General features: G+C 74.5%; 25 protein-coding genes. 18 read left to right on the top strand and 7 right to left on the bottom strand.

Annotated elements, in window-relative coordinates; genetic code table 11:
• Positions 1 to 2: 2 nt before the first annotated feature.
• The 3 genes from ICW40_RS09825 to arr all read right to left on the bottom strand — a co-directional run bounded on the left by ICW40_RS09825 (position 3) and on the right by arr (position 4,201).
• A complete protein-coding gene (locus ICW40_RS09825; protein ID WP_374199142.1) occupies positions 3 to 1,844 on the bottom strand; it encodes a DEAD/DEAH box helicase in 1,842 nt (613 codons plus the stop codon).
• 299 nt (positions 1,845 to 2,143) lie between these two features.
• Entirely contained in the window at positions 2,144 to 3,595 is a 1,452-nt protein-coding gene (locus ICW40_RS09820; RefSeq protein WP_221653644.1) for an SDR family NAD(P)-dependent oxidoreductase, read from the bottom strand.
• Positions 3,596 to 3,784: 189 nt separating this feature from the next.
• Positions 3,785 to 4,201: an NAD(+)--rifampin ADP-ribosyltransferase gene (gene arr / locus ICW40_RS21755; RefSeq protein WP_221653643.1), complete on the bottom strand. Its 417-nt coding sequence runs from the start codon at positions 4,199 to 4,201 to the stop codon at positions 3,785 to 3,787.
• 1,026 nt (positions 4,202 to 5,227) lie between these two features.
• Here arr and ICW40_RS09810 point away from each other — a divergent pair.
• Together ICW40_RS09810 and ICW40_RS09805 are read left to right on the top strand one after the other, a co-directional pair.
• Complete coding sequence (locus ICW40_RS09810; RefSeq protein ID WP_260459037.1) at positions 5,228 to 6,649, top strand: DUF6421 family protein; 1,422 nt, start codon at positions 5,228 to 5,230, stop codon at positions 6,647 to 6,649.
• Positions 6,650 to 6,691: 42 nt separating this feature from the next.
• Positions 6,692 to 7,750 carry a threonine aldolase family protein gene (locus ICW40_RS09805; RefSeq protein ID WP_308121730.1) on the top strand — a complete coding sequence of 353 codons (1,059 nt, stop codon included), beginning with the start codon at positions 6,692 to 6,694 and terminating at the stop codon, positions 7,748 to 7,750.
• Between the two features lie 33 nt (positions 7,751 to 7,783).
• Here ICW40_RS09805 and ICW40_RS21520 read toward each other — a convergent pair whose 3' ends face one another.
• Complete coding sequence (locus ICW40_RS21520; RefSeq protein WP_308121729.1) at positions 7,784 to 8,848, bottom strand: App1 family protein; 1,065 nt, start codon at positions 8,846 to 8,848, stop codon at positions 7,784 to 7,786.
• Positions 8,849 to 8,946: 98 nt separating this feature from the next.
• On the opposite strand from ICW40_RS21520, the gene ICW40_RS09795 reads away from it, so the two are divergent.
• Positions 8,947 to 9,921 (top strand): TIGR03885 family FMN-dependent LLM class oxidoreductase, encoded by a 975-nt coding sequence (locus ICW40_RS09795; RefSeq protein ID WP_221653635.1) that lies wholly within the window; start codon positions 8,947 to 8,949, stop codon positions 9,919 to 9,921.
• Entirely contained in the window at positions 9,918 to 11,597 is a 1,680-nt protein-coding gene (locus tag ICW40_RS09790) for an alpha-amylase family protein (RefSeq protein WP_221653634.1), read from the top strand. Before ICW40_RS09795 ends, ICW40_RS09790 begins: the two co-directional genes overlap by 4 nt.
• Positions 11,598 to 11,612: 15 nt before the next feature.
• Here ICW40_RS09790 and ICW40_RS09785 read toward each other — a convergent pair whose 3' ends face one another.
• Both ICW40_RS09785 and ICW40_RS09780 read right to left on the bottom strand, forming a co-directional pair.
• On the bottom strand, positions 11,613 to 12,641 hold the full coding sequence (locus ICW40_RS09785) for an LLM class F420-dependent oxidoreductase (protein ID WP_221653633.1): 1,029 nt from the start codon (positions 12,639 to 12,641) through the stop codon (positions 11,613 to 11,615).
• Entirely contained in the window at positions 12,641 to 13,243 is a 603-nt protein-coding gene (locus tag ICW40_RS09780; protein ID WP_221653632.1) for a DUF4126 domain-containing protein, read from the bottom strand. Before ICW40_RS09780 ends, ICW40_RS09785 begins: the two co-directional genes overlap by 1 nt.
• Before the next feature lie 63 nt (positions 13,244 to 13,306).
• Here ICW40_RS09780 and ICW40_RS21515 point away from each other — a divergent pair, with 63 nt between their 5' ends.
• The 11 genes from ICW40_RS21515 to ICW40_RS09725 all read left to right on the top strand — a co-directional run bounded on the left by ICW40_RS21515 (position 13,307) and on the right by ICW40_RS09725 (position 24,047).
• Entirely contained in the window at positions 13,307 to 14,728 is a 1,422-nt protein-coding gene (locus tag ICW40_RS21515) for an RNB domain-containing ribonuclease (RefSeq protein ID WP_221653631.1), read from the top strand.
• Positions 14,729 to 14,851: 123 nt separating this feature from the next.
• Complete coding sequence (locus ICW40_RS09770; RefSeq protein WP_308121728.1) at positions 14,852 to 15,460, top strand: CDP-alcohol phosphatidyltransferase family protein; 609 nt, start codon at positions 14,852 to 14,854, stop codon at positions 15,458 to 15,460.
• Positions 15,457 to 16,341, top strand: a complete 885-nt coding sequence (locus ICW40_RS09765; protein WP_221653630.1) for a DUF881 domain-containing protein — start codon at positions 15,457 to 15,459, stop codon at positions 16,339 to 16,341. Before ICW40_RS09770 ends, ICW40_RS09765 begins: the two co-directional genes overlap by 4 nt.
• Entirely contained in the window at positions 16,338 to 16,670 is a 333-nt protein-coding gene (locus ICW40_RS09760; protein ID WP_221653629.1) for a small basic family protein, read from the top strand. The genes ICW40_RS09765 and ICW40_RS09760 overlap by 4 nt, the downstream gene beginning before the upstream one ends.
• 1 nt (position 16,671) lies before the next feature.
• Positions 16,672 to 17,559, top strand: a complete 888-nt coding sequence (locus ICW40_RS21510; RefSeq protein ID WP_221653628.1) for a DUF881 domain-containing protein — start codon at positions 16,672 to 16,674, stop codon at positions 17,557 to 17,559.
• Positions 17,560 to 17,641: 82 nt separating this feature from the next.
• A complete protein-coding gene (locus ICW40_RS09750) occupies positions 17,642 to 18,115 on the top strand; it encodes an FHA domain-containing protein (RefSeq protein ID WP_221653627.1) in 474 nt (157 codons plus the stop codon).
• A gap of 119 nt (positions 18,116 to 18,234) precedes the next feature.
• Positions 18,235 to 18,900, top strand: coding sequence for a transcriptional regulator FtsR (ftsR, locus tag ICW40_RS09745; RefSeq protein WP_221653626.1), 666 nt, complete (start codon positions 18,235 to 18,237; stop codon positions 18,898 to 18,900).
• Positions 18,901 to 18,957: 57 nt separating this feature from the next.
• Positions 18,958 to 19,512 carry a bifunctional nuclease family protein gene (locus tag ICW40_RS09740; RefSeq protein ID WP_308121727.1) on the top strand — a complete coding sequence of 185 codons (555 nt, stop codon included), beginning with the start codon at positions 18,958 to 18,960 and terminating at the stop codon, positions 19,510 to 19,512.
• 223 nt (positions 19,513 to 19,735) lie between these two features.
• Entirely contained in the window at positions 19,736 to 20,317 is a 582-nt protein-coding gene (locus tag ICW40_RS09735) for a MerR family transcriptional regulator (RefSeq protein WP_221653625.1), read from the top strand.
• Positions 20,318 to 20,468: 151 nt separating this feature from the next.
• Positions 20,469 to 23,867 (top strand): pyruvate carboxylase, encoded by a 3,399-nt coding sequence (locus tag ICW40_RS09730; protein ID WP_221653624.1) that lies wholly within the window; start codon positions 20,469 to 20,471, stop codon positions 23,865 to 23,867.
• A gap of 9 nt (positions 23,868 to 23,876) precedes the next feature.
• Complete coding sequence (locus ICW40_RS09725) at positions 23,877 to 24,047, top strand: hypothetical protein (RefSeq protein ID WP_221653623.1); 171 nt, start codon at positions 23,877 to 23,879, stop codon at positions 24,045 to 24,047.
• Positions 24,048 to 24,079: 32 nt separating this feature from the next.
• Here ICW40_RS09725 and ICW40_RS09720 read toward each other — a convergent pair whose 3' ends face one another.
• Positions 24,080 to 24,352 carry a hypothetical protein gene (locus ICW40_RS09720; RefSeq protein WP_221653622.1) on the bottom strand — a complete coding sequence of 91 codons (273 nt, stop codon included), beginning with the start codon at positions 24,350 to 24,352 and terminating at the stop codon, positions 24,080 to 24,082.
• Positions 24,353 to 24,424: 72 nt separating this feature from the next.
• On the opposite strand from ICW40_RS09720, the gene ICW40_RS09715 reads away from it, so the two are divergent.
• The 3 genes from ICW40_RS09715 to ICW40_RS09705 all read left to right on the top strand — a co-directional run bounded on the left by ICW40_RS09715 (position 24,425) and on the right by ICW40_RS09705 (position 26,029).
• Positions 24,425 to 24,916, top strand: coding sequence for a GNAT family N-acetyltransferase (locus ICW40_RS09715; protein ID WP_221653621.1), 492 nt, complete (start codon positions 24,425 to 24,427; stop codon positions 24,914 to 24,916).
• Complete coding sequence (locus ICW40_RS09710) at positions 24,913 to 25,377, top strand: GNAT family N-acetyltransferase (protein ID WP_308121726.1); 465 nt, start codon at positions 24,913 to 24,915, stop codon at positions 25,375 to 25,377. Before ICW40_RS09715 ends, ICW40_RS09710 begins: the two co-directional genes overlap by 4 nt.
• Positions 25,378 to 25,489: 112 nt before the next feature.
• Positions 25,490 to 26,029, top strand: a complete 540-nt coding sequence (locus tag ICW40_RS09705) for a pyridoxamine 5'-phosphate oxidase family protein (protein ID WP_221653620.1) — start codon at positions 25,490 to 25,492, stop codon at positions 26,027 to 26,029.
• Positions 26,030 to 26,047: the final 18 nt, after the last annotated feature.

Raw genomic sequence — 26,047 nt, 5'->3', positions numbered from 1 at the left:
GCTCAGACGCGCGGTGCGCGTGCCGCGGGCCGGCGCGGCCCCGTCTGCTTGGCAGCCGGGTGCTTGCTGCCGGGGTGCGCCGTCGCCCGGGCCGCGGAGTGGCCCCGCGGGCCCTCGTCGACGCTGATCCGCAGCGGCCGCCCGGCGACGCGGGCGCCGCCGAGGCGGCGGAACGCCTCGGGGGAGAGGTCGGCGTCGATCTCGACGAGGCTGAAGCTCGCGAAGATGTCGATCTTGCCGAGGTCCTTGCCGCTCAGCCCGCCCTCACCCGTGAGCGCGCCGACGATCGCCTCGGGACGCGCCCCGTGCGTGTGCCCGACGGCGACCCGGTAGCGGGTGCCGCGCGTGGGCCGGCGTGCGGCGGTACGGGCCCGCTCCTCGCTCGTGAAGGAGATCCGGCCGTCGTCGGCCGAGGCGCCGCGGGCCTTCTGCAGCGGCGTCGCCTCGATCTCGTCGCTCGGCTGGGGGCCCTCGTCGCCGACGGCGAGCGCGGCGAGCACCGCCGCGAGCTCGGCGGCGTCCATCGAGGACTCCGCGAGGAAGGCCGACACGGCCGTGCGGTACATGTCCAGCCGTCCGGCCTCGACCCGGGCGCCGGTGCGTCCCAGGAGCGCGGCGACCCGGTGGGCGGAGACGTCGGCCGGCGAGGGGACGGCGACCTCCTCGAGCCGCTGGCGCGTCGTGCGCTCGATCGCACGGAGCCGGCCCTGCTCGTTCGGGGTCACGAACGTCATGGCGGTGCCGGTCCGACCGGCGCGGCCCGTGCGTCCGATGCGGTGCACGTACGCCTCGGGCTCCGTCGGCACGTCGAAGTTCACGACGAGGCCGATCCGCTCGACGTCGAGCCCGCGTGCGGCGACGTCGGTCGCGACGAGCACGTCGAGGCTCCCTGCGCGCAGGCGCTCGACGAGCTTCTCGCGGTCCTTCTGGGCGACGTCGCCCGAGATGGTGGCCGCGGAGATGCCGCGGTCGGCGAGCGCGACACCGACCTCCTCGGCCGCCCCGCGCGTCCGTGTGAAGACGATGGCCGCGTCGGCGTCGGACGTCGCCAGGACGCGCGCGAGCGCACCGATCTTGTGCCGGAACGGCACGACCGCGAAGGTCTGGCGGACGTTGGCGACCGTGGACGCCTGGCGCGACGTCGCGATCTGCACCGGGTCCTTGAGGTGCTGGTTGGCGACGCGCACGATCGGAGGCGGCATGGTCGCGGAGAAGAGCGCGACCTGACGCTTCTCCGGGGCGCGTCCGAAGATGGAGTCGACGTCCTCGGCGAAGCCCATGCGGAGCATCTCGTCGGCCTCGTCGAGGACCAGGAAGCGCACCTCGTCGAGACGCAGCGTGCGGCGCTCGAGGTGGTCGATGACGCGGCCGGGCGTGCCGACGACGATCTGCGCGCCCCGAGCGAGCGCCCGCTGCTGCGGCAGGAACGGGGAACCGCCGTACACGGCGACGACGTCGACGCCCGGGAGGTGCTGGGCGAACGTCTCGAGCGCCTCGGCCACCTGCATGGCGAGCTCGCGGGTCGGGGTGAGCACGACGGCCTGGACCTGGCGGAGCTCGGGGTCGACGGCGGCGAGCAGCGGCAGCCCGAAGGCGGCGGTCTTGCCGGTCCCCGTCTGGGCGACGCCGGTGATGTCGCGGCCGCTCAGGAGCGCGGGGATAGCGGCCTGCTGGATGGGCGTCGGGCGCGTGAACCCGAGGTCGAGCACCGCGCGCAGGATCGGCTCGGGCAGCCCGAGGTCGACGAGGTCGAGCTCGCGCTCGGGGGTCGCGCCGTGCTCGGGGCGTGCGCCCGGGGCGGGACGGTCGGCGGCAGAGGGCAGGGTGGAGGCAGTGGTGGTCACGGTGTCCGCATCGGTCGAGGTGGTCCAGGCGGGTCCGCGCCGCGGTCGGCGTGGTCGTCCGTCGCTGTCCCGAACTCTCGATCGGCCGGCTCTGGGCCGGCTGCACACAGCCGCCGGTGTCCGGCGGTCACACACAGGGAAGGGCGACGTGCTCCTGGGGATTCGTGGTCCACCCTACCGGCCGGGCGTCCGCCGCGTCCCGGAGGACCGGCGTGACGCCGGACACGCACGGCGCGTCGCGTTCCTCGCGGCGACGCGGCCGATGCGGTGACGACAAGCTCACGCCCTGGTGGGCCGACTCACCAGCCTGCGAACTTGTAGTCCTTGAGGAACACGCCGTGCACGTCCTCGCCCGCCTCGCCGCGGACGATGGGGTCGTAGACGCGCGCGGCGCCGTCGACGAGGTCGAGCGGCGCGTGGAAGCCCTCCTCGGCGAGCCTCACCTTGGTCGGGTGCGGGCGCTCGTCCGTGATCCACCCGGTGTCGACGCTGGTCATGAGGATGCCGTCACGGAGCAGCTCGCCGGCGCTCGTCCGGGTGAGCATGTTGACGGCGGCCTTGGCCATGTTGGTGTGCGGGTGGCCGGGCCCCTTGTAGCCGCGCGAGAAGACACCCTCCATCGCGGAGACGTTGACGACGTACGTCCGACGCGCGGGGGAGGCGGCGAGCGACGGCCGCAGCCGGCTGACGAGGATGAACGGCGCCGTCTCGTTGCACAGCTGCACCTCGAGCATCTCGAGGGGGTCGACCTGGTCCACGGTCGCGACCCAGCTGTTCGTGTCGTGGAGGTCCGGCAGCAGCCCGCCCGCGTCGATCGCGTCCCCGCGGTCGAGCCGCGCGAGCGACGACGAACCGGCCCGCAGCGCCTCCGCGGTCAGGTGGCCGGCGGCCGAGACCGCGTCGTCGTCGTGGTGGGCGACCGCCGTCGTGCCCACGGAGCTGACGAGGGCCGCGGGGTGCGCGTCGCTCGCGTGCTCGAAGGTCACGAGGTGGGGGAGCGGTCCGTCCGGGAGCGGCGCCCGCTCCGCCTCGACGAGCGGTGCGTACGCGCCGGCCGAGCGCCGGACCGTCTGCGCGGCGTTGTTGATGAGGATGTCGAGCGGCCCCGCGGCGGCGACCTCGTCGGCCAGGGCGACGACCTGCGCCGGGTCCCGCAGGTCGATCCCGACGACGGTGAGGCGGTCGAGCCACTCGTGCGCGTCGGGCATCGACGAGAACCGGCGCACCGCGTCGCGCGGGAAGCGCGTGGTGATAGTGGTGTGCGCGCCGTCACGCAGCAGGCGCAGCGCGATGTACATGCCGATCTTGGCCCGGCCCCCCGTGAGCAGCGCCCGGCGCCCGGTGAGGTCGGTGCGCGCGTCGCGCTTCGCGTGGTTCAGCTCCGCGCACGCGGGGCAGAGCTGGTGGTAGAACGCGTCGACCCGCGTGTACGGCTCCTTGCAGATGTAGCAGGCCCGCGCCCGGAGCAGCGTCCCGGCGCTCGCGCCCCGGGCCTCGGAGACGAGCGGGAGCCCCGCGGTCTCGTCGTCGATCCGGCGCGGGCTGCCGGTCGCGGTCGCCGCGACGACGGCGGCGTCCGACGCGCTGACGGCGGCCCGCCGGTCCAGCCGGCGCTGCTTCTTGACCGCCTTGAAGAGCCGGGCCGTCGCGCGGCGCAGGGCGAGCGCATCCGGGTGGTCCTCGGGCAGGCGCTCGGCCTGCGCGAGCACGTCGAGGCACGCCGCGAGCGCCGCCGGGTCGATGCCGGCCACGTCGACGAGCCCGTCGCCGGCCGCGTCGACGGACGCACTCGTGGGGTCGGTGGGGACGCCTGACGTCTCGGGCGTGGCGGGGGCGGTGGTGGGGGGCACGGCGGGTCCTCGATCGGGGATGGGCGCGCGCAGCGCCCGGAGAACTGTACGCACCGACGCCGCCGGTCCCGGTACGCGCCCCGGACCGGATCAGTCCTCGACGGCCTCGACGCCCTGGCGCTCGAGCTCGGCGAGGTGCTCGCGCATCGCCCGGAGCGCCTCCGGCGGGTGCCCGACCCAGCCCGTGAGCTCGCCGACGACCCGCAGGGGCTCGCGGGTGCGGTAGGACCGGGTCGGGTTGCCGGGGAACCGGGCGTTCGTGAGGTTCGGGTCGTCCTCGACGCCCCCGGTGGGCTCGACCCGGTAGATGCGCCCGGGGCCGTCGCCCGCCGCGAGCTCGGCGCCCCACGTCGCCGCGTCGAGCGTGGCCGTGAGGTAGACGAAGGCGGCCGCGCGACGAGCGCCGAAGTTCGAAGCACGTCCGGGCTCGACGAGGTCCCCGGGCTGGAGGTCCGCCCGCGTGCCGTGGAAGAAGGGACCCGGGTCGGGCAGCTCTCGCTCGACCACCTCCTTGAGGCGCGCCAGGTCCGCGGCGACGAGCGCGGCGTCCGCCTCGAGGTCGGCGTCGGTCGCGCCGGGCTCGGGCCGCAGCGTGAAGATCACCTCGCTGCTCTCGCGGTACGCGACCACCCGCATCGGCACGTGCACCGTGCGGCCCGACGGGGTCACCACGTCGTGGTCCAGCACCCCGAGCTCGTTGGGCGGGGCGAACGTGATCCGCGCGCGGCCGCCGGGGGTCTCCACGAACCAGGCGTCCCCCTCGTGGACGACCGAGGTGCCGAGCCCCGGCGCCCACCCAGGGAGGTTGGCGGGGTCGGACGCGAACGCGTAGACCTGCGCGACGGGCCGGTCGACGCGGACGCTGAGGTGCCGGGAGTCGAAGGTCATCGACGGATCGTGCCACCGCCGGCCGGTCGTGACCACGGTGCTCGCGTCGTCAGCCACGTCAGGTCGTCGTCGGCGGCGGCGCGGGGCCGCAGCGGTCGGCGCGTCCCCGTGCGGTCGTTGACCCGGTCGGAGGCCGAACCGTACCGTGCAGTAACTTCGGCCCCCGCCATGAGGAGACCCATGTCCAGCCCGTCTGTCCAGGTCAGCGCCGTCCCTCTGCCGTCCGCGCCGGAGGACGGGCCCGCGGTGGTCGTCGTCACCCCCGCGGACGACCCCTACGCGGCCGTCGCGCAGGTCACGCGGCTCGAGGCGGGCAACGGCCTGGTCGTGCTCGGGGCCGGGCCCTGGGACCCCGCGGTCGCCGCCGTGCTGCGTGACCGCGGCATCGAGGTCGTCCCGACCCCGGCCGACCCCGGGCCGCTCGTGCTGGACCTCGCGGGACCGCTCGCGCTGACCGACCAGGACCTGGGCGCCCGGGTCGAGGACCTCGAGGGCACGGCCGGTGCCCGGCTCGAGCTCGACGGCACGGCGGCCCCGTTCGTGCGCAGCGCCGCCGGCGCCGTCGTCGGCGCGATCGGCGACGGCCCGCACGGCAGGGTCGCCGTGGTCGCCGCCGACCTCGCGGACACCCCGTCGACGGCCGCGCTGCGCCGCAACCTCGAGGCGTGGTGCGCGCCCGTCGCCTCCTCGTCGGCGACTGCGCCCGAGGACGCGGACGAGCCGGGGGCCGTCGCGCACCCGGCGTGGACGCGGCTGAAGGACGCCGTCGGCCGCCTCCAGCCGCTCCAGGCCAAGGACGGGTCGGTGCCGGAGGAGGCGGACCACGCCGCGGCCGGTGAGCTCGTGGCCGAGGTGCGTTCAGCAGTGACGGAGCTGCGCCCGCTGTTCCCGCACGACGACGCCTACCTCGCCGCGCTCGACGCCGACCTCGCGCGGTGGGTCGACGACGGCCTCGGCGTCCCCGACTTCCTCGACTCGCTCGTGGCGTTCCAGCCGCAGCGCGACCGGGTCGACGGGCTGCAGCACCTCGTCGTCTTCCCGATGTACACGCAGAACGGCAGCCCGGACCGCCACCTCGAGGCGGTGCTCGTCGAGGTCGTGTGGCCCGACTTCGTCGCCGACCTCGAGGCCGGCAGCTACTCGAACGCGATGTTCGTGCCCATCCGGTTCGTCGACTTCACCGCGGGGTACGACACGAACTCCGCGGTCCTGTTCCCGGAGACCGTGGCGATGCGCTCGCTGCCGACCTTCACCTGGGGCGCGATCTTCGCCGACCGCGAGGCCGCGCGCTTCCGGCGCGTGGTGCGGGCCGCGGCCGGGACGACCCGGCTCGCCCTGCCGCCGGACGCCGCCCGGCTGCTCGCCGACCAGCGCCTCGCGGAGGAGACCTTCGTGATGTGGGACCTCATCCACGACCGCACGCACATGCGCGGCGACCTGCCCTTCGACCCGTTCATGATCAAGCAGCGGATGCCGTACTTCCTCTACGCCCTCGAGGAGCTGCGCTGCGACCTCGTCGCGTTCCGCGAGGCGGTCGCGCTCGAGGACACCGTGCCGCACGCCCGCCTCGTGCAGTACGCGGTCGTGTTCGACCGGATCTTCCGCTTCGCGATCACCGGCAGCCGCGTCAAGAACTACGACGGTCTCGGCGGCCAGCTGCTCTTCGCCTGGCTGCACCAGCACCACGTCCTGCACTGGACCGACAACCGGCTGAGCATCGACTGGGCCGCGCTGCCCGACGTCGTGCTCGCGCTCGGCCGCGAGATCGAGGACCTCTACTGGCGGTCGATCGACAGGCCCAAGATCGCCCACTGGCTCGCCGCGTACGCGCTCGTGTCCTCGACGCTCACGCCGCACCCCGCGTCGACCTGGGCCAAGGGCCCGGACGCGCTGCCGATCGACGGCCCCCTCAAGAGCCTGACCGACGCCGTGCTGCCCGACGAGTTCCCGCTGTCGATGTTCTACGAGGCGCTCACCCGCCGGATCGGCGACGTCGTCGCCTCGACCGCGGGGATCACCGGTCGCACCGACACGACGTCCGGCTCCGAGCAGGCCGCCGACGGCTGAGGGCGCGCGGGAGGGCCCGCGCGCGATGAGAGGATCTCCCGCGTGACGACCACGCACCAGCTGCACGACCCTGCCCTCAAGAGCTTCGCCTCGGACAACTACGCCGGCGTCCACCCGGAGGTGCTGGCCGCAGTCGCCGCGGCCAACGGCGGGCACCAGGTCTCCTACGGGGAGGACGTCTACACGGCACGCCTCCACGAGGTGATGGCCGAGCACCTGGGGCGGGCGGTCGAGGTCTTCCCCGTCTTCAACGGCACGGGCGCCAACGTGCTCTCGCTGCAGGCGATGCTGCCGCCGTGGGGCGCCGTCGTCTGCACGCGCAACGCGCACATCCACACCGACGAGAACGGCGCGCCCGAGCGCGTCGCGGGGATCAAGCTCCTCACCGTCCCGACGCCCGACGCCAAGCTCACCCCCGAGCTCGTCGACCAGGAGGCGTGGGGCTGGGGCGACGAGCACCGCGCGCAGCCGCTCGTCGTCTCCCTCACGCAGACGACCGAGCTCGGCACCTGCTACACGCCCGACGAGCTCCGCGCGCTGTGCGACCACGCGCACGAGCGGGGGATGCGCGTCCACATGGACGGCGCCCGGATCGCCAACGCCGCCGCGACGCTCGGCGTCCCGCTGCGGGCGATCACGACCGACGTCGGCGTCGACGTCGTCTCGTTCGGGGGCACGAAGAACGGCCTGCTCGGCGCCGAGGCCGTCGTCGTGCTCGACCCCGAGGCCGCCCAGGGGCTCACCTACCTGCGGAAGATGAACATGCAGCTGGGCTCGAAGATGCGCTTCTTGTCCGCGCAGCTCCTCGCCCTCCTCGAGGGCGACCTGTGGCTGCGCTCGGCGCAGCACGCCAACGCGATGGCGCTCCGCCTGCGGGACGCCGTCGCCGTGCTCCCCGGCGTCGAGGTCGTCCAGGCCGTCGAGTCCAACGCGGTGTTCGCCGCGCTGCCGCCGGGCGTCGCCGACCGCCTGCGCGAGCGGTTCCGGTTCTACGACTGGGACGCCGCCAGGAACGAGGTGCGCTGGATGTGCGCCTTCGACACGACCGAGGCCGACGTCGACGCCTTCGCCGCTGCCCTCGCGGAGGAGCTCGCGCGCTGAGCGCCGCCCGTCACCGGGCGCGCCGCGGCGCGCTCAGAGCACCCCGGCGTCGATGAGGCGCAGCGCGATCTCGTTGCCGTCGCCGCCGTGCACCACGAGCGGCGTCGCGGCGCGGGCGGCGACGTCGTCGTCCTCCGCCGGCGCCGGCGTGCCGTGCGCGAGCAGCTGCTCGGCCGGCGTCAGCTGGCGGATGGCGACGAGGGTGATCCGGTCCGGGTGCTCGGCGGCGATGTCGCCGTAGATCTGCGGGTCGTGCTGACCGTCGTCGCCCACGAGGACCCAGCTGATCTGCGGGAGCTCCTGGAGCAGGCGGCGCAGGGTGTCCCGCTTGTGCTGCTGCCCGCTGCGGAACCATCCGGTGTTGGTCGGGCCCCAGTCGGTGAGCAGCAGCGGTCCGGCCGGGTAGCCGTGCCGCGCGAGGAAGCGCCGCAGCGCCGGTGCCACGTTCCACGCGCCCGTGGACAGGTAGAACGTGGGCGAGCCGGGGTTGGCCTCGTTCCACCGCCGGTACAGGGCGGCCATGCCGGGCACCACGCGGCGCGCGTTCTCGTGCAGCACCATGCTGTTCCACGCGGCGAGCAGGGGGCGCGGGAGCGCCGTGACCATGACCGTGTCGTCGATGTCGCTCACCAGGGCCGTCCGCTGGTCCGGGGCGACGACCAGCACGGGCGCCGTGATGCTGCGCCCGCTGACGGTCAGCGTGACGTCGTGCCAGCCGGGCTCGAGGTCCGACTCGACGATCTGGTCGATGTACCCGCCGCGGTCGGACCGGAGCACGTGACGCCGGCTCCCGGCCTGCACCTCGACCTCGGTCGCGGGCACCTGCGCCGTGACGAACGACCGCCACCCGCGCACGGCGCGCTGGGCCGACGCGGCGTCGCGCTCGGCCACCTCGCGCGGCTCCGAGTCCGGCGGCGCGAGGAGCGTGCGCGCCATGACCCGGACCCACCCGTCGGCGCCGTACCCGGTGTAGGGCTCGACGCGGGGGACCCAGCCGCGCTCCGCCAGCTTGCGCGCGACGAGGGCGTTGAACCTGTCCTCGAGGCGTGCGGCGCGGTGCGGTCGGCTGCTGCTCGCGTTCTGCGTCGGTGTGCTCACGCCAGGAGAGTCTGTCATCGCTGCCCCGGCGTCGCAGGGCGGCCGCCCGGGGGGTCGCCCGACGCGCGTCGGCCGGGGAGGACCGGTAGACACGGTGCGTGACCACGATCGGCTACCACGCCTCCCACGAGCAGGTTCATCCCGCCGCGCTGCTGCGCGCGGTGCAGCAGGCCGAGCAGGCGGGCTTCGACGCGGCGATGTGCTCCGACCACTTCGCGCCGTGGAGCGCGCGCCAGGGCCACTCCGGGTTCGCCTGGTCCTGGCTCGGCGCCGCGCTCGCGACGACGTCGCTGCGCTTCGGCGTCGTGAACGCCCCGGGCCAGCGGTACCACCCGGCGATCATCGCCCAGGCCGCGGCGACGCTCGCCGCCATGTTCCCCGGCCGGTTCTGGGCCGCGCTCGGCTCGGGCGAGAACGCGAACGAGCACATCACCGGCGACCCCTGGCCGGTGAAGGACGTCCGCGACGACCGCCTGGTCGAGACCGTCGGGGTGATCCGGCGCCTCCTCGCGGGGGAGGAGGTCACCCACCACGGCCTCGTGACGGTCGACCGCGCCCGGATCTGGACGCTGCCCGAGGAGCCGCCCGCGCTCATCGGGCCGGCCGTGACCGTCGCCACCGCGCGGCGGTGCGCGTCGTGGGCCGACGGGCTCATCACCATCAACCAGCCTCACGAGGTGCTGCGCGAGATGGTCGCCGCCTACCGGGAGGAGGGCGGGCGCGGGCCGCTCGCGCTCCAGGTGCACGTCTCCTGGGCGCCCGACCAGGCCGAGGCCGAGCACATCGCGTTCGACCAGTGGCGCTCGAACGTCTTCCCGCCGCCCGTCTGCTGGGACCTCGCGACGCCGGAGCACTTCGACGTCGCGTCGTCGCACGTGCGTCCCGAGGACGTGCACAAGTCCGTGCTGGTCTCGTCGGACCTCGCGCAGCAGACCGCGTGGATCGCCGAGCTCGCCTCGATCGGCTTCGACGAGGTCTACCTCCACCACGTCGGACAGGAGCAGGAGGCCTTCGTCGACGCGTTCGGCGAGCACGTGCTCCCACAGCTCAAGGGGATCGGGGCGACCGCATGAGGATCACCGACACCGGCGACCTGTGGTGGAAGAACGCCGTCATCTACTGCCTCGACGTCGAGACCTACCTCGACTGGGACGGCGACGGCACGGGCGACTTCCAGGGCCTCGCGCAGCGCATCGACCACCTCGCCGAGCTCGGCGTGACGTGCCTGTGGCTCATGCCGTTCTACCCGACGACAGATCGGGACGACGGCTACGACGTCACCGACCTCTACGGGGTCGACCCGCGACTCGGCACGCCCGGCGACCTGGTCGAGCTCATCCGCACCGCGAAGGACCGCGGCATGCGCGTCATCGCGGACATCGTGGTCAACCACACGTCGGACAGGCACCCGTGGTTCCGCTCCGCCCGGTCCAGCAAGGACAGCCCGTACCGGGACTTCTACGTCTGGCGGAGCGACCCGCCGCCCGACACGTCGAAGGAGGTCGTCTTCCCGGACCAGGAGACGAGCATCTGGGAGCTGGACGAGAAGACGGGCGAGTACTACCTGCACCGCTTCTACAAGCACCAGCCCGACCTCAACGTCGCGAACCCGAAGGTCCGTGACGAGATCGCCAAGGTCATGGGCTACTGGCTCGAGCTGGGGCTCGACGGCTTCCGCGTGGACGCCGTGCCGTTCTTCCTCGAGACGGTCGGCGCGGGCGACGAGCAGGTCGAGGCCCTCGGCGACCCGCACGACTACCTGCGGTCGCTGCGGTCCTTCCTGGGCCGGCGGACCGGCAGCGGCATCCTCCTCGGTGAGGTGAACCTCCCGCACGAGCAGCAGCGCCTCTTCTTCGGGGAGGGCGACGGCGACGAGCTGACGATGATGTTCGACTTCATCGCGATGCAGAAGATGTACCTGTCGCTCGCGCGGCAGGACGCCGGCCCGCTGGTCCAGGCGCTGCTCGACCGGCCGGAGATCCCGGCCGACTGCCAGTGGGCCACCTTCGTGCGCAACCACGACGAGCTCACGCTCGACAAGCTGAGCGAACCCGAGCGGCAGGAGGTCTTCGCGGCCTTCGGTCCCGACCCCGAGATGCAGCTCTACGGACGTGGGCTGCGGCGGCGCCTGCCCCCGATGGTCGACGGCGACCCGAGGCGCGTCCGGCTCGTGTACTCGCTGCTCTTCGCGCTGCCGGGCACGCCCACGCTGTTCTACGGCGAGGAGATCGGGATGGGGGAGAACCTCGACGTGCCGGGGCGCCTCGCGGTCCGGACGCCGATGCAGTGGTCGGACGACGCGAACGGCGGGTTCTCGCGTGCCCGCGCGTCGCAGCTGCCCTCGCCCCTCACCGGCGACGGCTACGGCCCCGCCCACGTCAACGTGCGGGCGCAGCGGCGCGACCCCGACTCGCTGCTGACGTTCATCTCGCTGCTGGTGCGGCGCTACCGCGAGTGCCCCGAGCTCGGCTGGGCGCCCGTGCGGGTGCTCGACCAGCCGCACCCGTCCGTCGTCGCCCTGCTCAGCGAGCTCGACGGCGGCGCCGTCATGACGCTGCACAACCTGTCCTCCGACCCGGTCACCGTGCCCGTGGCGCTGGACGCCGAGCGCGCCGGCCACCGCCTGGTCGAGCTCATCGAGAACGGCGAGGTCGACCTCGACGAGCGTGCTCGCGCGGAGCTGCCGCTCGAGGGCTACGGCTACCGCTGGTACCGGGTCATCGGGCCCGACAGCAGGCAGCTGGCCTGAGCCGCTCCCGTCCGGTCACCCGAGGAGGTCGGCGACCGCCCGGAGCGCCGCCGCGTCACCCTGGACGAGGATCGACGTGACGACCGTGTCGTCCCAGGCGGCGAGGCGGTCGCGGATCGCGGCCGGCGGTCCGACGAGCGCGATGTCCTGCACGAGGGCCGTCGGGACGGCCGCGGCGGCCTCGGCACGGCGCCCTTCGGCGAACAGCGCCGCCACGGCCTCGCACTCACGCACGTACCCGAGGCGCTCGACCATGTCCCGGTGGAAGTTGGCCGTCGAGGCGCCCATCCCGCCCACGTACAGCGCGACGAACGGGCGCACGACGTCGGCCGCGCGCTCGACGTCGTCGTGCACGACGACCGGGACGGTCGCGCTCACCTCGAAGGCGTCCGGCGGCGGGAGGTCGGGCGACCGGCGGGCGAACCCCTCGGCGAGCGCCTCGCGGTAGAAGCCGTCGACGCTCGGGGCGTAGAACAGCGGCAACCAGCCGTCGGCGACCTCGGCCGCGAGCGCCACGTTCTTCGGGCCCTCCGCCGCGAGGTGGACGGGCAGCCGCGGGCGCAGCGGGTGCACCGTGGAGCGCAGCGGGCGGCCGAGGCCGGTGCCGCCGCGGTACGGCAGCTGGTAGAAGTCGCCGTCGGCCACGACGGGCTCGTCGCGCCGCAGCACCTGACGCACGACGTCGACGTACTCGCGCGTGCGTGCGAGCGGACGCGGGTAGGGCTGGCCGTACCAGCCCTCGACGACCTGCGGCCCGGACGCCCCGAGGCCCAGGATGAAGCGGCCGTCGCTGAGGTGGTCCATGGTGAGCGCTGCCATCGCGGCCGCCGTCGGCGTCCGCGCGGAGATCTGCGCGATGGCGGTCCCCAGGCGGATGCGCTCGGTGCGGCTGCCCCACCACGCGAGCGGGGTGAGCGCGTCGGAGCCGTACGCCTCGGCCGTCCACACGGAGTCGAAGCCCAGCCTGTCGGCCGCGACCACGGCGTCGACCGCACCGGGTGGCGGCCCCGCCGCCCAGTAGCCGACGTGGTAGCCGAATCGCATCAGAGTCCTCCTGCCGGGCGCAGCGCGCGGCGCCGCCGTCGTCGTCGGATGGTGCGGACGCCGGCCCAGGCCAGCAGGCCGAGGCCCACGACGACGAGGACCGGCACGAGCAGGGCGGCGATCGTCAGGCCGAGGCTGGTGAGGTCCTCGAGGGTGCTCGCGAGCGGTGCACCCACGCCCGCCGTCGCGGCGTTGACGACGGGCCGGCCGAGCGCCTTGCCGGTGTGCACCGTCAGCGCGAGGAGCACGCCGATCGCGACCGGCACCCAGGAGCCGGACGTGAAGAACGCCGCGGGGTCGGTCACCGCGACCGTCTGCGAGCCGGACCCCGCGCCGAAGGCCAGCCCGCCCGCCGTCGGCCGGACGACGGTCTGCACGACGTCGTTGACGCTGTCGACGCCGGGGACCTTGTCGGCGACCACCTCGAGGAGCAGCAGGCCCCCGAGGACCACCAGGACCCAGCCGTTCGAGACCCACTGCCAGCTCTCCGGCAGCTCGACCAGCGGCGTCCACCGGTCGAGCGCCCCGAGGATCAGCAGCGGGAGCGCGGCGTTGAGGCCGGAGGCGGTCGCCAGACCGGCGCCGGTGAGCAGCTCGAGCATGGGAGCAGCATGGCACCCACCCGCACCGCTGGCCGTGCCGCCGCCGTTCCGTAGGGTGGTCGCGTGCCCGCGCCACGACGACGTCTCGCGTCCCCCGACGGCCTCGCCGCGGGGTTCGAGGCGGTCCGCCGCGAGCTCGAGGTGCCCGTCGAGCACCCGCCCGAGGCCCTCGCCGAGGCACGTGCCGCGGCGGCGGGGAGCCGGCCGCCCGTCGACGGCGAGCGGCGCGACCTCCGCGACGTCCCGTTCGTGACGCTCGACCCCGCCGGCTCGACCGACCTCGACCAGGCGATGCACCTCGAGCGCCGCGCGAGCGGGTACCGCGTCCGGTACGCCATCGCCGACACGGCGGCGTTCGTGGTGCCCGGGGGCGCGCTGGACCGGGCGGTCCACGAGCGCGTGACGACCGTCTACTGCCCGGACACGCGCGTCCCGCTGCACCCGGCCGAGATCAGCGAGGGCGCCGGGTCCCTGCTCCCCGGCCAGGACCGGCCCGCCGTCGTCTGGTCGTTCGAGCTGGCCGAGGACGGGGAGGTCGCCGACGTCGCCGTCGAGCGCGCGACCGTCCGGAGCCGCGCACAGCTCGACTACGCCGGTGCGCAGGCACGCCTCGATGCCGGCGTCGACCGCGACGACGTGCTCGCGCTGCTCGTCGAGATCGGCGGGCGGCGGCTCGCGCTCGAGCGCGCACGCGGCGGGGTGTCGCTCGGGCTGCCCGAGCAGGAGGTCCGCCGCGGCGCAGGTGGCTGGGAGCTCGTGCGCCGCGCGCCGCTGCCGGTCGAGGACCACAACGCGCAGCTGTCGCTCATGACCGGCATGGCCGCCGCCACCCTGATGACCCAGGGCGGCGTCGGCGTGCTGCGCACGATGCCGGCGGCCGATGCCGAGGCCGTCGCGTCCCTGCGTGCCACCGCGCGCGCACTCGGCGTCCCGTGGCCCGACGGCGCGTCCTACGGGGCCGTCCTCGACGGGCTCGACCGGACGCTGCCGTCCACGTCCGCGTTCCTCGACGCCGCGACGAGCCTCTTCCGGGGCGCGGCGTGGACGCCGTTCGAGGGGGAGCCGCCCGCGGACAAGGTGCACGGCGCCGTGGGCGCCCCCTACGCGCACGTCACGGCCCCGCTGCGACGCCTCGTGGACCGGTACGGGCTCGAGGTGAGCCTGGCCGTCCAGGCCGGACGGGACGTCCCCGGCTGGGTCCTCGAGGCCCTGCCGCGCCTCGGCGAGGAGATGGCGGTCGGCACCGCGCGGGCGAACGCCGTCGACCGTGCGTGCACCGACCTGGTCGAGGCCGCGCTGCTCGAGCCGCTGGTGGGCACGGTGCTGGAGGGGGTCGCGCTCGACGCACGCACCGTGGCGCTCACCGAGCCGGCCGTCGTGGCGCGGACCGCCGAGCGGGACCTCCCGGCCGGGGAGCGCGTCCGCGTGCGCGTGGCCCAGGCCGACGTCGCGACGCGGACGGTCCGGCTCGAGCTCGAGGGGTGAACCTGCCGCCGCGGTCGAGGCCGCCGGCGGGACGCGCCGGACGCGTGCCCCGGCGCGTCGTGCGGGCGCCGTAGGATCGCGGGCGGTGACGTCGGGCGAGGCAGGGCAGGGGGCGGTCGGGAAGTGACTGACCTCGGCCACGCCCCCGCGGGCCGCCGCACCGGTCGCCACGGGGTGCTCACGCTGCCCAACGCGATCAGCGCCGCGCGCCTGCTCCTCGTCCCGGTGTTCGCGGTCCTGCTGCTGCGCGGCGAGGACGGCTGGGCACTCGTGGTGCTCGCCGTGGCGGGTGCCAGCGACTGGCTCGACGGCGTCCTCGCGCGCGCTCTCGACCAGCGGTCGCGGCTCGGCGAGCTCCTCGACCCCTCGGCGGACCGGCTGTTCATCCTGGTGACGCTCATCGGCCTCGCGGCCCGGGGCGCGATCCCGGGGTGGCTGCTCGTCGCCGTCGTCGGACGCGACCTCCTGCTCGCCGGCGTGCTGCTCGTCCTCGTTCGGCGCGGGGTCGGTCCGCTGCCCGTCCACTTCGTCGGCAAGACGGGCACGTTCGCGCTCCTGTACGCGTTCCCGCTGCTGCTCCTCGCGCAGTCGGAGGGGGTGCTCGGCGACGTCGCGGGGGTGGCCGGCTGGGCCTTCGCGTGGTGGGGGATGGGCCTGTACTGGCTGGCCGCCGGCATCTACCTGCGCCAGGCCTGGCGCGAGCTGGCCCGGCGACGGGGGTCGCGCCGGTGAGCGCTCGGCAGGTCCGGCCGCCGCAGCGGCCGGACGCCTCGATGAGCCTGCTCAACGACGTCATGTACCGACCCGTCGACGCGGGCTACGCCGAGGCGGCGGCGCGGCCGGTCCCGGTGCGCACGCCCGCGGCCCGCACGCGCCGCGCCACCGCCCACCTCGTCGTCGCGGTCGCCCTGGGGCTCGTGACCGCGAGCGCCGTCGCCTCGCTGCGGACGCCCGAACCGGTCGGCACCGGGGCGCGCTCGCTGCTGCAGGAGCAGATCGCCGACCGCACGGCCGAGGCCGACGCGCTCCAGGCCACCAACGAGCAGCTCGCGGCCGAGGTCGCGCAGATCCAGTCCGACGCCCTGGCGTCCGCCGACCCCGAGCTCTTCGCGACCCTCGCGGAGCTGGAGGTGCTCTCGGGCAGCACCGGGCTGGAGGGGAGCGGCCTGGTCCTCGAGCTCACCGACGCGCCCGTCACCGACCCCGACGACGTCGACCCGCGCCGACGCGTCCAGGACATCGACCTGCAGATCGTCACCAACGGCCTCTGGGCGGCGGGGGCGGAGGGCATCGCGATCAACGGGCAGCGGCTCACGGGTTCCAGTGCCATCCGCGGCGTCGGCCCCGCCGTGCTCGTCGATCTCGTGCCGCTCGTGTCCCCCTACCGGATCGAGGTCGTCGGGGACGCGCAGGCGATGCAGACCGCGTTCGCGCGCACGACGGCCGCGAACCACCTCACGACGCTCACCGGCAACTTCGAGATCGGCGTCTCCCTGCGGGCGGGCGAGGTCGAGCTGCCCGGGGGCACGACGCCGACGCTGCGCCACGCCGTGGTGCCGGGCACCGGTGTGGCACAGTCTGTGGCGGCCACGAGCGAGGAGGGGACGTCATGATCGCCGTCATCGGCCTGATCATCGGTGCGGCCGTGGGCCTGTTCCTGGAGCCGACCGTGCCGACGGCGCTGCAGCCGTACCTGCCGATCGCCGTCGTCGCGGCGCTCGACGCGCTCTTCGGCGGTCTGCGCGCGCTGCTCGACGGGAACTTCGACGACCGGGTGTTCCTCGTCTCCTTCCTGTCCAACGTCGTCGTCGCGGCGCTGATCGTCTTCCTGGGCGACCAGCTCGGCGTGGGCACCCAGCTCTCGACGGCCGTCGTCGTCGTCCTCGGCATCCGGATCTTCTCCAACGCCGCCGCCATCAGGCGCCACCTCTTCAAGGCCTGACGTGACGTCCGAGCAGCCCACGCCCGAGCAGCCCACGCCCGAGCAGCCCACGCCCGAGCAGCCCACACCCGAGCAGCCCACACCCGACGTCCCGGACGTCCCCGACGCCGGCACCGCGCCCGCGCCTGCGCCTGCGCCCGCGCCTGCACCTGCGGCCTCGACGTCGCGGTCCTGGCGCGCCATCGGGCGCGCCCTCGCGCCCCGGGCGACGCGGGCGCAGGTCCTGGCGGGACTGCTGTGCGCGCTGCTCGGCTTCGCGATCGTCGTCCAGGTCCAGCAGAACCGCAGCGACGGCCTGTCGTCGCTGCGCCAGGACGAGCTCGTGCGGATCCTCGACGAGGTCACGCAGCGCACCGAGGAGCTCGAGGACCAGGCCGTCGAGCTGCGGAGCCAGCGCGCCGAGCTCGCCACGGGCTCCGACACCCGGCGTGCCGCCCGCGAGGCGGCGACCGAGCGCGCGGCCCAGCAGGGGATCCTCGCCGGCCGGCTGCCCGCCGAGGGTCCCGGGGTCGAGCTCACGATCCGCGACGCGGACCGGCAGGTCCCCGCGCTCGTGCTCTACAACGTCCTCGAGGAGCTCCGGAACGCCGGCGCCGAGGCCGTCCAGATCAACGACCTGCGCGTCACGGCGTCCACGTACGTCGTCGACACCCCCGACGGCGTGTCGGTGGACGGCACGCTTCTCGAGCCGCCCTACCGCTGGCGCGCGATCGGCGACCCCGAGGTCATCATCCCCGCGCTCAACATGCCCGGGGGAGCGCTCGCGGTGGTCCGCGGCTCGGGCGGGGAGAGCACGGTCGAGGCGCGCACGACCGTCACGGTCGACGCCGTCCGCGAGGTCGAGCCGCCGCAGTTCGCCACCCCGGTGCCCGCGGCTGAGGCCGGATGAGGGACTGCGGAGCGACGCCCCGTCCGCATAGGGTGTCCTCGGACGACGATGTGACCGTGACCACCGGTGCAGGGGAGGAACGATGACCGAACGCGATGCGTCCGAGCCGCGGTGGGCGTCAGCCGACACCACGATGAGCTTCGGCGAGGGCGTCATCGGGTCGGTCGACACGGACGCGCCCAGTGCCGGGCTCACGGCCGAGGAGCACAACGCCGTCGCGGCGCTGCCGCCGACCTCAGCCCTCCTGATCATGCAGCGCGGCCCGAGCGCGGGCGCCCGCTTCCTGCTCGACGCCGACCGGACGGTGGCCGGCCGCAGCCCGAACGCCGACATCTTCCTCGACGACGTGACGGTCTCGCGCAAGCACGTCGAGTTCGTCCGTGAGCGCGACGGCTTCGTGGTCCGCGACGTCGGCTCGCTCAACGGGACGTACGTCAACCGCACCCGGATCGAGCAGGCGCTGCTCCGCGCGGGTGACGAGGTCCAGATCGGCAAGTTCCGGATGACGTTCCACCCCAGCCCGGCGCGCGGCGCCGGGGCGGGCACCGGGCAGTGAGCCCTGCTCCTCGCCGAGCGGAGGAGCGTCAGCACGTCGACCCCGCGGCGCGGGCTCCGCAGGCCTCACGGCCGCACCTCGTCGAGCGCTGGCCGCACGGGGTGTCGACCGAGGCGACCATGCGCATCTCGGACGTGCTCGCGGACCTGGGCGGCGACTTCCCGACCGTGACGCCCTCGAAGCTGCGCTTCCTCGAGGAGCAGGGCCTCGTCGAGCCGCGACGCAGCGCGGGCGGCTACCGGCAGTACAGCCCGGCCGACGTCGAACGGCTCCGGTTCGTGCTGCGGCAGCAGCGCGACCGCTACCTGCCGCTCAAGGTCATCGGCGAGCAGCTGGCGGCCCTCGACGCCGGTCAGAGCGACGAGCCGCTCACCCCCCGGCTCGCGACGTCCGACGGCGAGCGCGCCTCGTCCACCGCCCCGGGTCGCACGACGGCGGCGACGCTCGCCGAGACCGGCGCGGACCCGGCGCTCGTCGACCAGCTGGTCGAGGCCGGAGTGCTCACGGTCAGCCCGTCCGGGCACCTCGACCCGTGGGCGCGCGAGGTCGTCACGCTGGCCGCCGCGCTCGCGGAGCACGGCGTCGAACCACGGCACCTGCGCTCCTTCCGGCTCGCGGCCGAGCGGCAGGTCTCCGTCGTCGAGCAGATCGTCGCGCCGCTGCGCGGGCAGCGTGCGGTGGCGGCGCAGGCGCACGCGGCCACGGTCGCGGCCGAGGTCGGCGAGCTGTGCGGGCAGCTGCACACCGCCTTCCTGCGCTCCGGCGTCGCCGGCCTGACCCGCTGACGGCGACCTCCGCCCTGCGGGTGCCGAGGTGCTCCCGACCGTCGTAGCGTGGGCGTCATGCGCGACGACCTGGTGCCGGTGGAGGTGCTCGGGGTGCGCCGGCAGGCTCCCCTCGACCAGGTGGTGGTGCTGCTGCTCGACCTGACCGGACGCCGGTTGCTGCCGATCGTCGTCGGCGTCACCGAGGGGTCGGCGATCGCCACGGCGCAGCAGGGCGTGGTCCCGCCCCGACCGATGACGCACGACCTGCTGGCGTCCGTCATCCAGGAGTGCTCGGCGGGCCTGGACCGGGTCGAGATCGTCGCGCTGCTCGACGGCGTCTTCCACGCCGAGCTCGTCATGGCGGACGAGAGCCGCGTCGACTCGCGCGCGTCCGACGCGATCGCGGTCGCGGTCCGGATCGGCTGCCCCGTCCTGTGCGTGCCGGAGGTCCTCGCCGAGTCCGGGCTCGAGGTCGAGGAGCACACGTCCGAGGACGAGGTCGAGGAGTTCCGCGCCTTCCTCGACACGGTCAGCGCCGACGACTTCGAGACGGCGGCCGAGGGCGGCACCGAAGTCCCCGGAGAGGCGGGGGAGCCGGGGGAGGACGACGACGGCCCCGAGGGGCGGTGAGGCCCGGTCCGGGTACCGGAGCCCCACGTCAGGCCGCCTGTCTCAACCTGAGGTCGAAGGTGAGACACGCGGATGCGACACGCCGCGGCGCGTCGCGAGCCACGTCGTTGACTGCCCCACCCCCCAGGCCTAGCGTGACGTGTGGACATCCTGTGAAGCGCCGGCTCGGACCACCGAGGGGGCGGCGGACGTCGGATCTGCAGGATGACGGAGGGAGCGACCCGTGAGCGGCACCGGAGACACGGCCGAGGAGGCCGTCGGCGTCCCGCAGCGCGCGCAGGGCCTGCTCTTCGGCGACGAGCTGCCCGACCTCGACACGACCACGGGCTACCGCGGCCCGACGGCGTGCCGCGCGGCGGGGATCACGTACCGTCAGCTCGACTACTGGGCGCGCACCGGCCTCGTCGAGCCCACGATCCGGCCCGCGAGCGGCTCGGGGACGCAGCGCCTCTACAGCTTCCGCGACATCCTCGTGCTCAAGGTCGTCAAGCGCCTGCTCGACACCGGCGTCTCGCTCCAGCAGATCCGCACGGCCGTCGGGCACCTGCGCGAGCGCGGGGTCGAGGACCTGGCCCAGATCACGCTCATGAGCGACGGCGCGAGCGTCTACGAGTGCACGTCCGCGGACGAGGTCATCGACCTCGTCCAGGGCGGCCAGGGCGTGTTCGGCATCGCCGTGGGCCGCGTGTGGCGCGAGGTGGAGGGGACGCTCGCGTCGCTGCCCACGGAGCGCGCGGGCGACGACGTCGCACACTCGGCCGACGACGAGCTCGCCCAGCGCCGCCGCGCACGCACCGCGGGCTGACGGTCCCGTCCGGCCGGCGGGCCGAGCTGCCACCGCGCCGTCCGCGTACCGCCGAAGGCTCCCGCCCGGCGTCCGACTCCCGGACGCCGGGCGTCCTCGTGCCTGATCCCGCTAACGTGCTGCTGCCCCCTGCCTATGTCTGAGGTGAGTCGTGTTCTCCAAGGTCCTCGTCGCCAACCGCGCTGAGATCGCCGTGCGCGGTTTCCGTGCCGCCTTCGAGCTCGGCGCCCGCACGGTGGCGGTGTTCCCCTACGAGGACCGCAGCTCCGAGCACCGGCTCAAGGCGGACGAGGCGTACTCCATCGGCAGCCCGGGTCACCCGGTGCGCGCCTACCTCGACGTCGCCGAGATCATCCGCGTCGCGCGCGAGTCCGGCGCCGACGCCGTCTACCCGGGCTACGGCTTCCTGTCGGAGAACCCCGAGCTCGCCCGCGCGTGCGCGGAGGCGGGGATCGCCTTCGTCGGCCCGCCGGCCGAGGTGCTCGAGATGGCGGGCAACAAGGTCACCGCGCTGCGGGCGGCCAAGGCGGCCGGGATCCCGACGCTCGCGTCGTCCGACCCCTCGTCCGACGTCGACACCCTGCTGGCGGCCGCGGACGAGATCGGCTTCCCCGTGTTCGTCAAGGCCGTCGCGGGTGGTGGCGGGCGCGGCATGCGCCGCGTCGACACGCGCGCGGAGCTGCCCGACGCCCTCGCGGCCGCGATGCGCGAGGCCGACAGCGCGTTCGGCGACCCGACGGTCTTCCTCGAGCAGGCGGTGCTGCGCCCGCGCCACATCGAGGTGCAGATCCTGGCGGACTCGACGGGGGAGGTCGTGCACCTGTTCGAGCGCGACTGCTCGGTCCAGCGCCGCCACCAGAAGGTCATCGAGATCGCGCCGGCGCCCAACCTCGACCCGCAGCTGCGCGAGGCCCTGTGCCGCGACGCCGTCGCGTTCGCCCGCAGCATCGGCTACGTCAACGCCGGCACCGTCGAGTTCCTCGTCGACACGGTGGGGGAGCGCGCCGGTCAGCACGTGTTCATCGAGATGAACCCGCGCATCCAGGTCGAGCACACGGTGACCGAGGAGGTCACCGACATCGACCTCGTGCAGTCCCAGCTGCGGATCGCGGCGGGGGAGAGCCTCGCGGACCTCGGCATCTCGCAGGACACCGTGCGCGTCAACGGCGCGGCGCTGCAGACGCGCATCACGACCGAGGACCCGGCGAACGGCTTCCGGCCGGACACGGGCCGCATCATCGCCTACCGCTCGCCCGGCGGTGCCGGCGTGCGCCTCGACGGCGCGACCGCCTCGGCGGGCGCCGAGATCAGCGGCCACTTCGACTCGATGCTGGTCAAGCTCACGTGCCGCGGGCGGGACTACCCGACCGCGGTCCGCCGGGCACGCCGTGCCCTGGCCGAGTTCCGCATCCGCGGCATCCGGACCAACATCCCGTTCCTCCAGGCCGTTCTCGACGACCCCGAGTTCGTGGCGGGGGACCTGTCGACGTCGTTCATCGACGAGCGTCCCGAGCTGCTCGCGGCCAAGGAGAGCGCCGACCGCGGCACCAAGATGCTCGCCTACCTCGGCGACGTGACGGTCAACCGGCCGCACGGCAACCCCGCGCACGTGCTCGAGCCGCAGCGCAAGCTCCCGGCCGTCGACCTGAGCGTCGCCCCGCCCGCGGGGAGCCGGCAGCGCCTGCTCGAGCTCGGCCCGCAGGGCTTCGCGAGCGCGCTGCGCGAGCAGACGGCCGTCGCGGTGACGGACACGACGTTCCGCGACGCCCACCAGTCGCTTCTCGCCACGCGCGTGCGCACGTTCGACCTCGTCACGGCGGCGCCGTACGTCGCCCGGGCGACGTCGGGCCTGCTCAGCGTGGAGGCCTGGGGCGGGGCGACCTACGACGTCGCCCTGCGCTTCCTCGGCGAGGACCCGTGGGACCGGCTGGCCTACCTGCGCGAGGCGCTCCCGAACGTCGCGCTGCAGATGCTCCTCCGGGGCCGCAACACCGTCGGGTACACGCCGTACCCGACCGAGGTCACCGAGGCCTTCGTCCGCGAGGCGACGGCGACGGGCATCGACATCTTCCGGATCTTCGACGCGCTCAACGACGTCGAGCAGATGCGCCCCGCGATCCAGGCGGTGCGCGAGGTCGGCACGTCGGTCGCCGAGGTCGCCCTCTGCTACACGGGCAACCTGCTCGACCCGGCCGAGGACCTCTACACGCTCGACTACTACCTGCAGCTCGCCGACCGCATCGTCGAGGCGGGCGCGCACGTGCTCGCGATCAAGGACATGGCCGGACTCCTCCGTCCGGCGGCGGCGCACCGGCTCGTGACCGCGCTGCGTGAGCGGTTCGACCTGCCCGTGCACCTGCACACCCACGACACGGCCGGCGGGCAGCTCGCGACGCTGCTCGCGGCTGTCGACGCCGGCGTGGACGCGGTCGACGCGGCGAGCGCCGCGATGGCCGGCACGACGAGCCAGCCGCCGCTCTCGGCCCTGGTCGCCGCGCTCGAGCACACCGAGCGCGACACGGGCCTGAGCCTGCGTGCGGTCTGCGACATGGAGCCCTACTGGGAGGCGGTGCGCAAGATCTACGCGCCGTTCGAGTCGGGGCTGGCCGGGCCGACGGGGCGCGTGTACGACCACGAGATCCCGGGCGGGCAGCTGTCCAACCTGCGCCAGCAGGCGATCGCGCTGGGCCTGGGGGACCGCTTCGAGCAGATCGAGGCGATGTACGCCGCGGCGGACCGCCTCCTCGGGCGGCTCGTCAAGGTCACGCCGTCCAGCAAGGTCGTCGGCGACCTCGCCCTGCACCTCGTCGCGCGCGGGGCGGACCCGGACCGGTTCGCCGAGGCGCCGGAGGAGTTCGACATCCCCGACTCCGTGGTCGGCTTCCTCGGCGGGGAGCTCGGCGACCCGCCCGGCGGGTGGCCCGAGCCGTTCCGGACCAAGGCGCTCCAGGGGCGCAGCCCGCGCCGCGGCGTGACGCCGCTGACCGAGGAGGACCACCGCGACCTCGCGGCGGACTCGGCGACGCGACGCAACCGGCTGAACCACCTCCTGTTCCCCGGGCCCACCAAGGACTTCGAGCAGTTCCGCGCCGCGTTCGGCGACGTGAGCGTGCTCGACACGGCGCGCTACCTCTACGGGATGAAGCCCGCGACCGAGGTCGAGGTGCAACTCGACCGCGGGGTCCGGCTGCTCGTCGGGATGGAGGCGGTGGGCGAGCCGGACGAGCGCGGCATGCGCACGGTGATGTTCACGCTCAACGGTCAGCTGCGCCCGCTGCAGGTCCGCGACCGGAGCGTCGAGGTCGACCAGGCCGCCGCGGAGAAGGCCGATCCCGGCACGCCCGGCCAGATCGCCGCGCCGTTCGCCGGGGCGGTCACGCCGCTCGTGCAGGAGGGGCAGACGGTCGAGGCCGGCCAGTCCGTGGCCACGATCGAGGCCATGAAGATGGAGGCCTCGATCACCACCCCGGTCGCGGGCAAGGTCCAGCGGGTGGCCATCGGTGGTGTGCAGCAGCTCGAGGGCGGCGACCTCGTGCTCGTGATCGGCTAGGAGACGGACATGACGGACGGGACCATCGCTCCGGACCCCCACGGCCACGTCGGCCCGGAGGTGGAGGTGCCGCACATCGAGGCGGACGAGTCCGTGCCGCCGCGGCCCGAGGAGGAGATCGCGGACGTGGCGCGGCAGGCGCCGCGCCACACCGAGGGCACGGGCGGGTCAGGGAGCTGACCCCGCTGGTCGGCCCGCCGACGGGCTGATCGTCAGCTCTCCGGCGGGGGAGCGGTGCCCTGCGGCGGCGCGTCCTTGGTCCGGTGCGCCTTGCGCAGGGAGAACAGCCCCGCCACGACGACGGCCGCGCCCACCGCGATCATGACCGCGTTGAGCCAGGTGCCGCCGTCACCGGTGTAGGCGGAGACCTGGAACGCGATCACGACGACGCCGACGACGATCATCAGCGCGGGGGACCACCACCACCGCTGGTCGAGGGGCTGGTTGCCGGCCCACGTGCGCTCGTCGTCCCCGGGCGTCGTCATGGCTCCAGGGTCCCACGCCGTCCTGCGGAGCGGCGCGCACGTCCACCGGGTGCCGCCCGGCATCATGGCCGGATGATCGTCGACCAGCTGACCGAGGACGAGTGGGAGCGCCTCGGGCGCATCCGCGTCGACGCCCTCCGCACCGACCCCGACGCGTTCGGCTCGAGCCTCGCGCGCGAGGAGGGGTTCAAGGAGATGCACTGGCGCATGCGCCTGCGCTCGAGCCCGTGGTTCGTCGCGCGCGACGAGGGCGTCGACGTCGGCCTGGTGTGCGTCATCCAGGAGCCGGGCGCCGACGAGACCGAGCGCCACGTCGTGTCGTTCTGGGTGCGGCCCGAGGCACGCCGGCGGGGCACCGGCCGTGCGCTGCTCGGGGCGGCTGCGGCATGGGCGGCGGCCGACGGCGCCGCGCGCCTGACGCTCTGGCAGATGCGCGGGAACGACGCCGCGGCGGCCACGTTCCGCGCGGCGGGGTTCGCGCCGACCGGCGACACGATGCCGCTCCCGAGGGACCCGTCGCGGACCGAGGAGCGGTGGGCGCTGGAACTCGGCGGCGCAGCGTGACCGAGCTGACGATCACGGTCGACGACCCTCGGGAGCCGGCGATCACGAGCCTGTTGAAGCGTCACCTCGCCCTGATGCTCGAGCAGAGCGACCCTGAGGACGTGCACGCGCTCGACGTCCAGGCGCTGACCGACCCGGCCATCACCTTCTACGCGGTCCGTAGCCAGGGCACGGTGGTCGGCGTCGGCGCGCTCAAGACGCTCAGCCCCGAGCACCTCGAGCTGAAGTCGATGCACACAGCCGCCGAGGCGCGCGGCAGGGGAGTGGCGAGGGCGCTGCTCACCCACCTGCTCGACGAGGCGCGCGCCCGCGGAGCGCGGCGGATCAGCCTCGAGACGGGCACGCAGCCCGGTTTCGCCGCTGCACGCGCCCTGTACGCGTCGGCGGGGTTCACCGCGTGCGGGCCGTTCGACACCTATGTCCCGAGCCGGGCCAGCACGTTCATGACGCTGGAGCTCTGAATGCTCGGGGGCCCGGCGTGGGCGTCCGGGAGCAGCGGGGCAGTGCGTCGACCAGGCGCGACCGAGCCTCGTCGGGAAGGGCCGTGTCGGAGCCTGGTCGTACGGTGCCGGCATGCGTGAGGAACCGATCGCCGAGATGCCCAGGATGCCCGACTACGGCGTGCGCGCCGAGACCTGGCGGCCGTTGCCGTGGTCGTGGGCCGCCGCCAGGCTGGGCGGGAGCCGGAGCTACTGGGTCGTGACGGCGTCGGCGGCAGGCCAGCCGCACGCGCTGCCCGTGTGGGGCGTCTGGGACGACGTCGAACACCTGTTCGCCTTCTCGTGCGGCCCGACGGCGCACAAGGCGAGGAACCTGGCGCAGAACCCGCGCGTCGCGGTGGCGATCGAGGACACGGTCGAGTGCGTGACGCTCCAGGGCCGCGCGGAGGTCGTGCAGGACGACGAGCGCCGGGAGCTGTGGGCGCAGCGCTACGTCGACAAGTACCGGCCCGAGTCGGCAGACCTGGACACGGCGTTCGTGCTCGCGAACCTCGTCGTCGAGGTGCGTCCGCAGCGCGTGCTCGCGGTGATCGAACGCGAGGCCGAGTTCGCGACGCGTCCGACGCGCTGGCGCTTCACCCCGAGCGGCTCAGCGGGAGCCGGGGAGCGCTGAGGCAGCCGCTCTCCACCG

It is taken from the genome of Actinotalea ferrariae, assembly GCF_019733465.1.
GTDB lineage: Bacteria > Actinomycetota > Actinomycetes > Actinomycetales > Cellulomonadaceae > Actinotalea > Actinotalea ferrariae_A.
The sequence above is the reverse complement of the archived record's forward strand: the minus strand, read 5'-3'. Positions and strand labels throughout refer to the sequence as shown.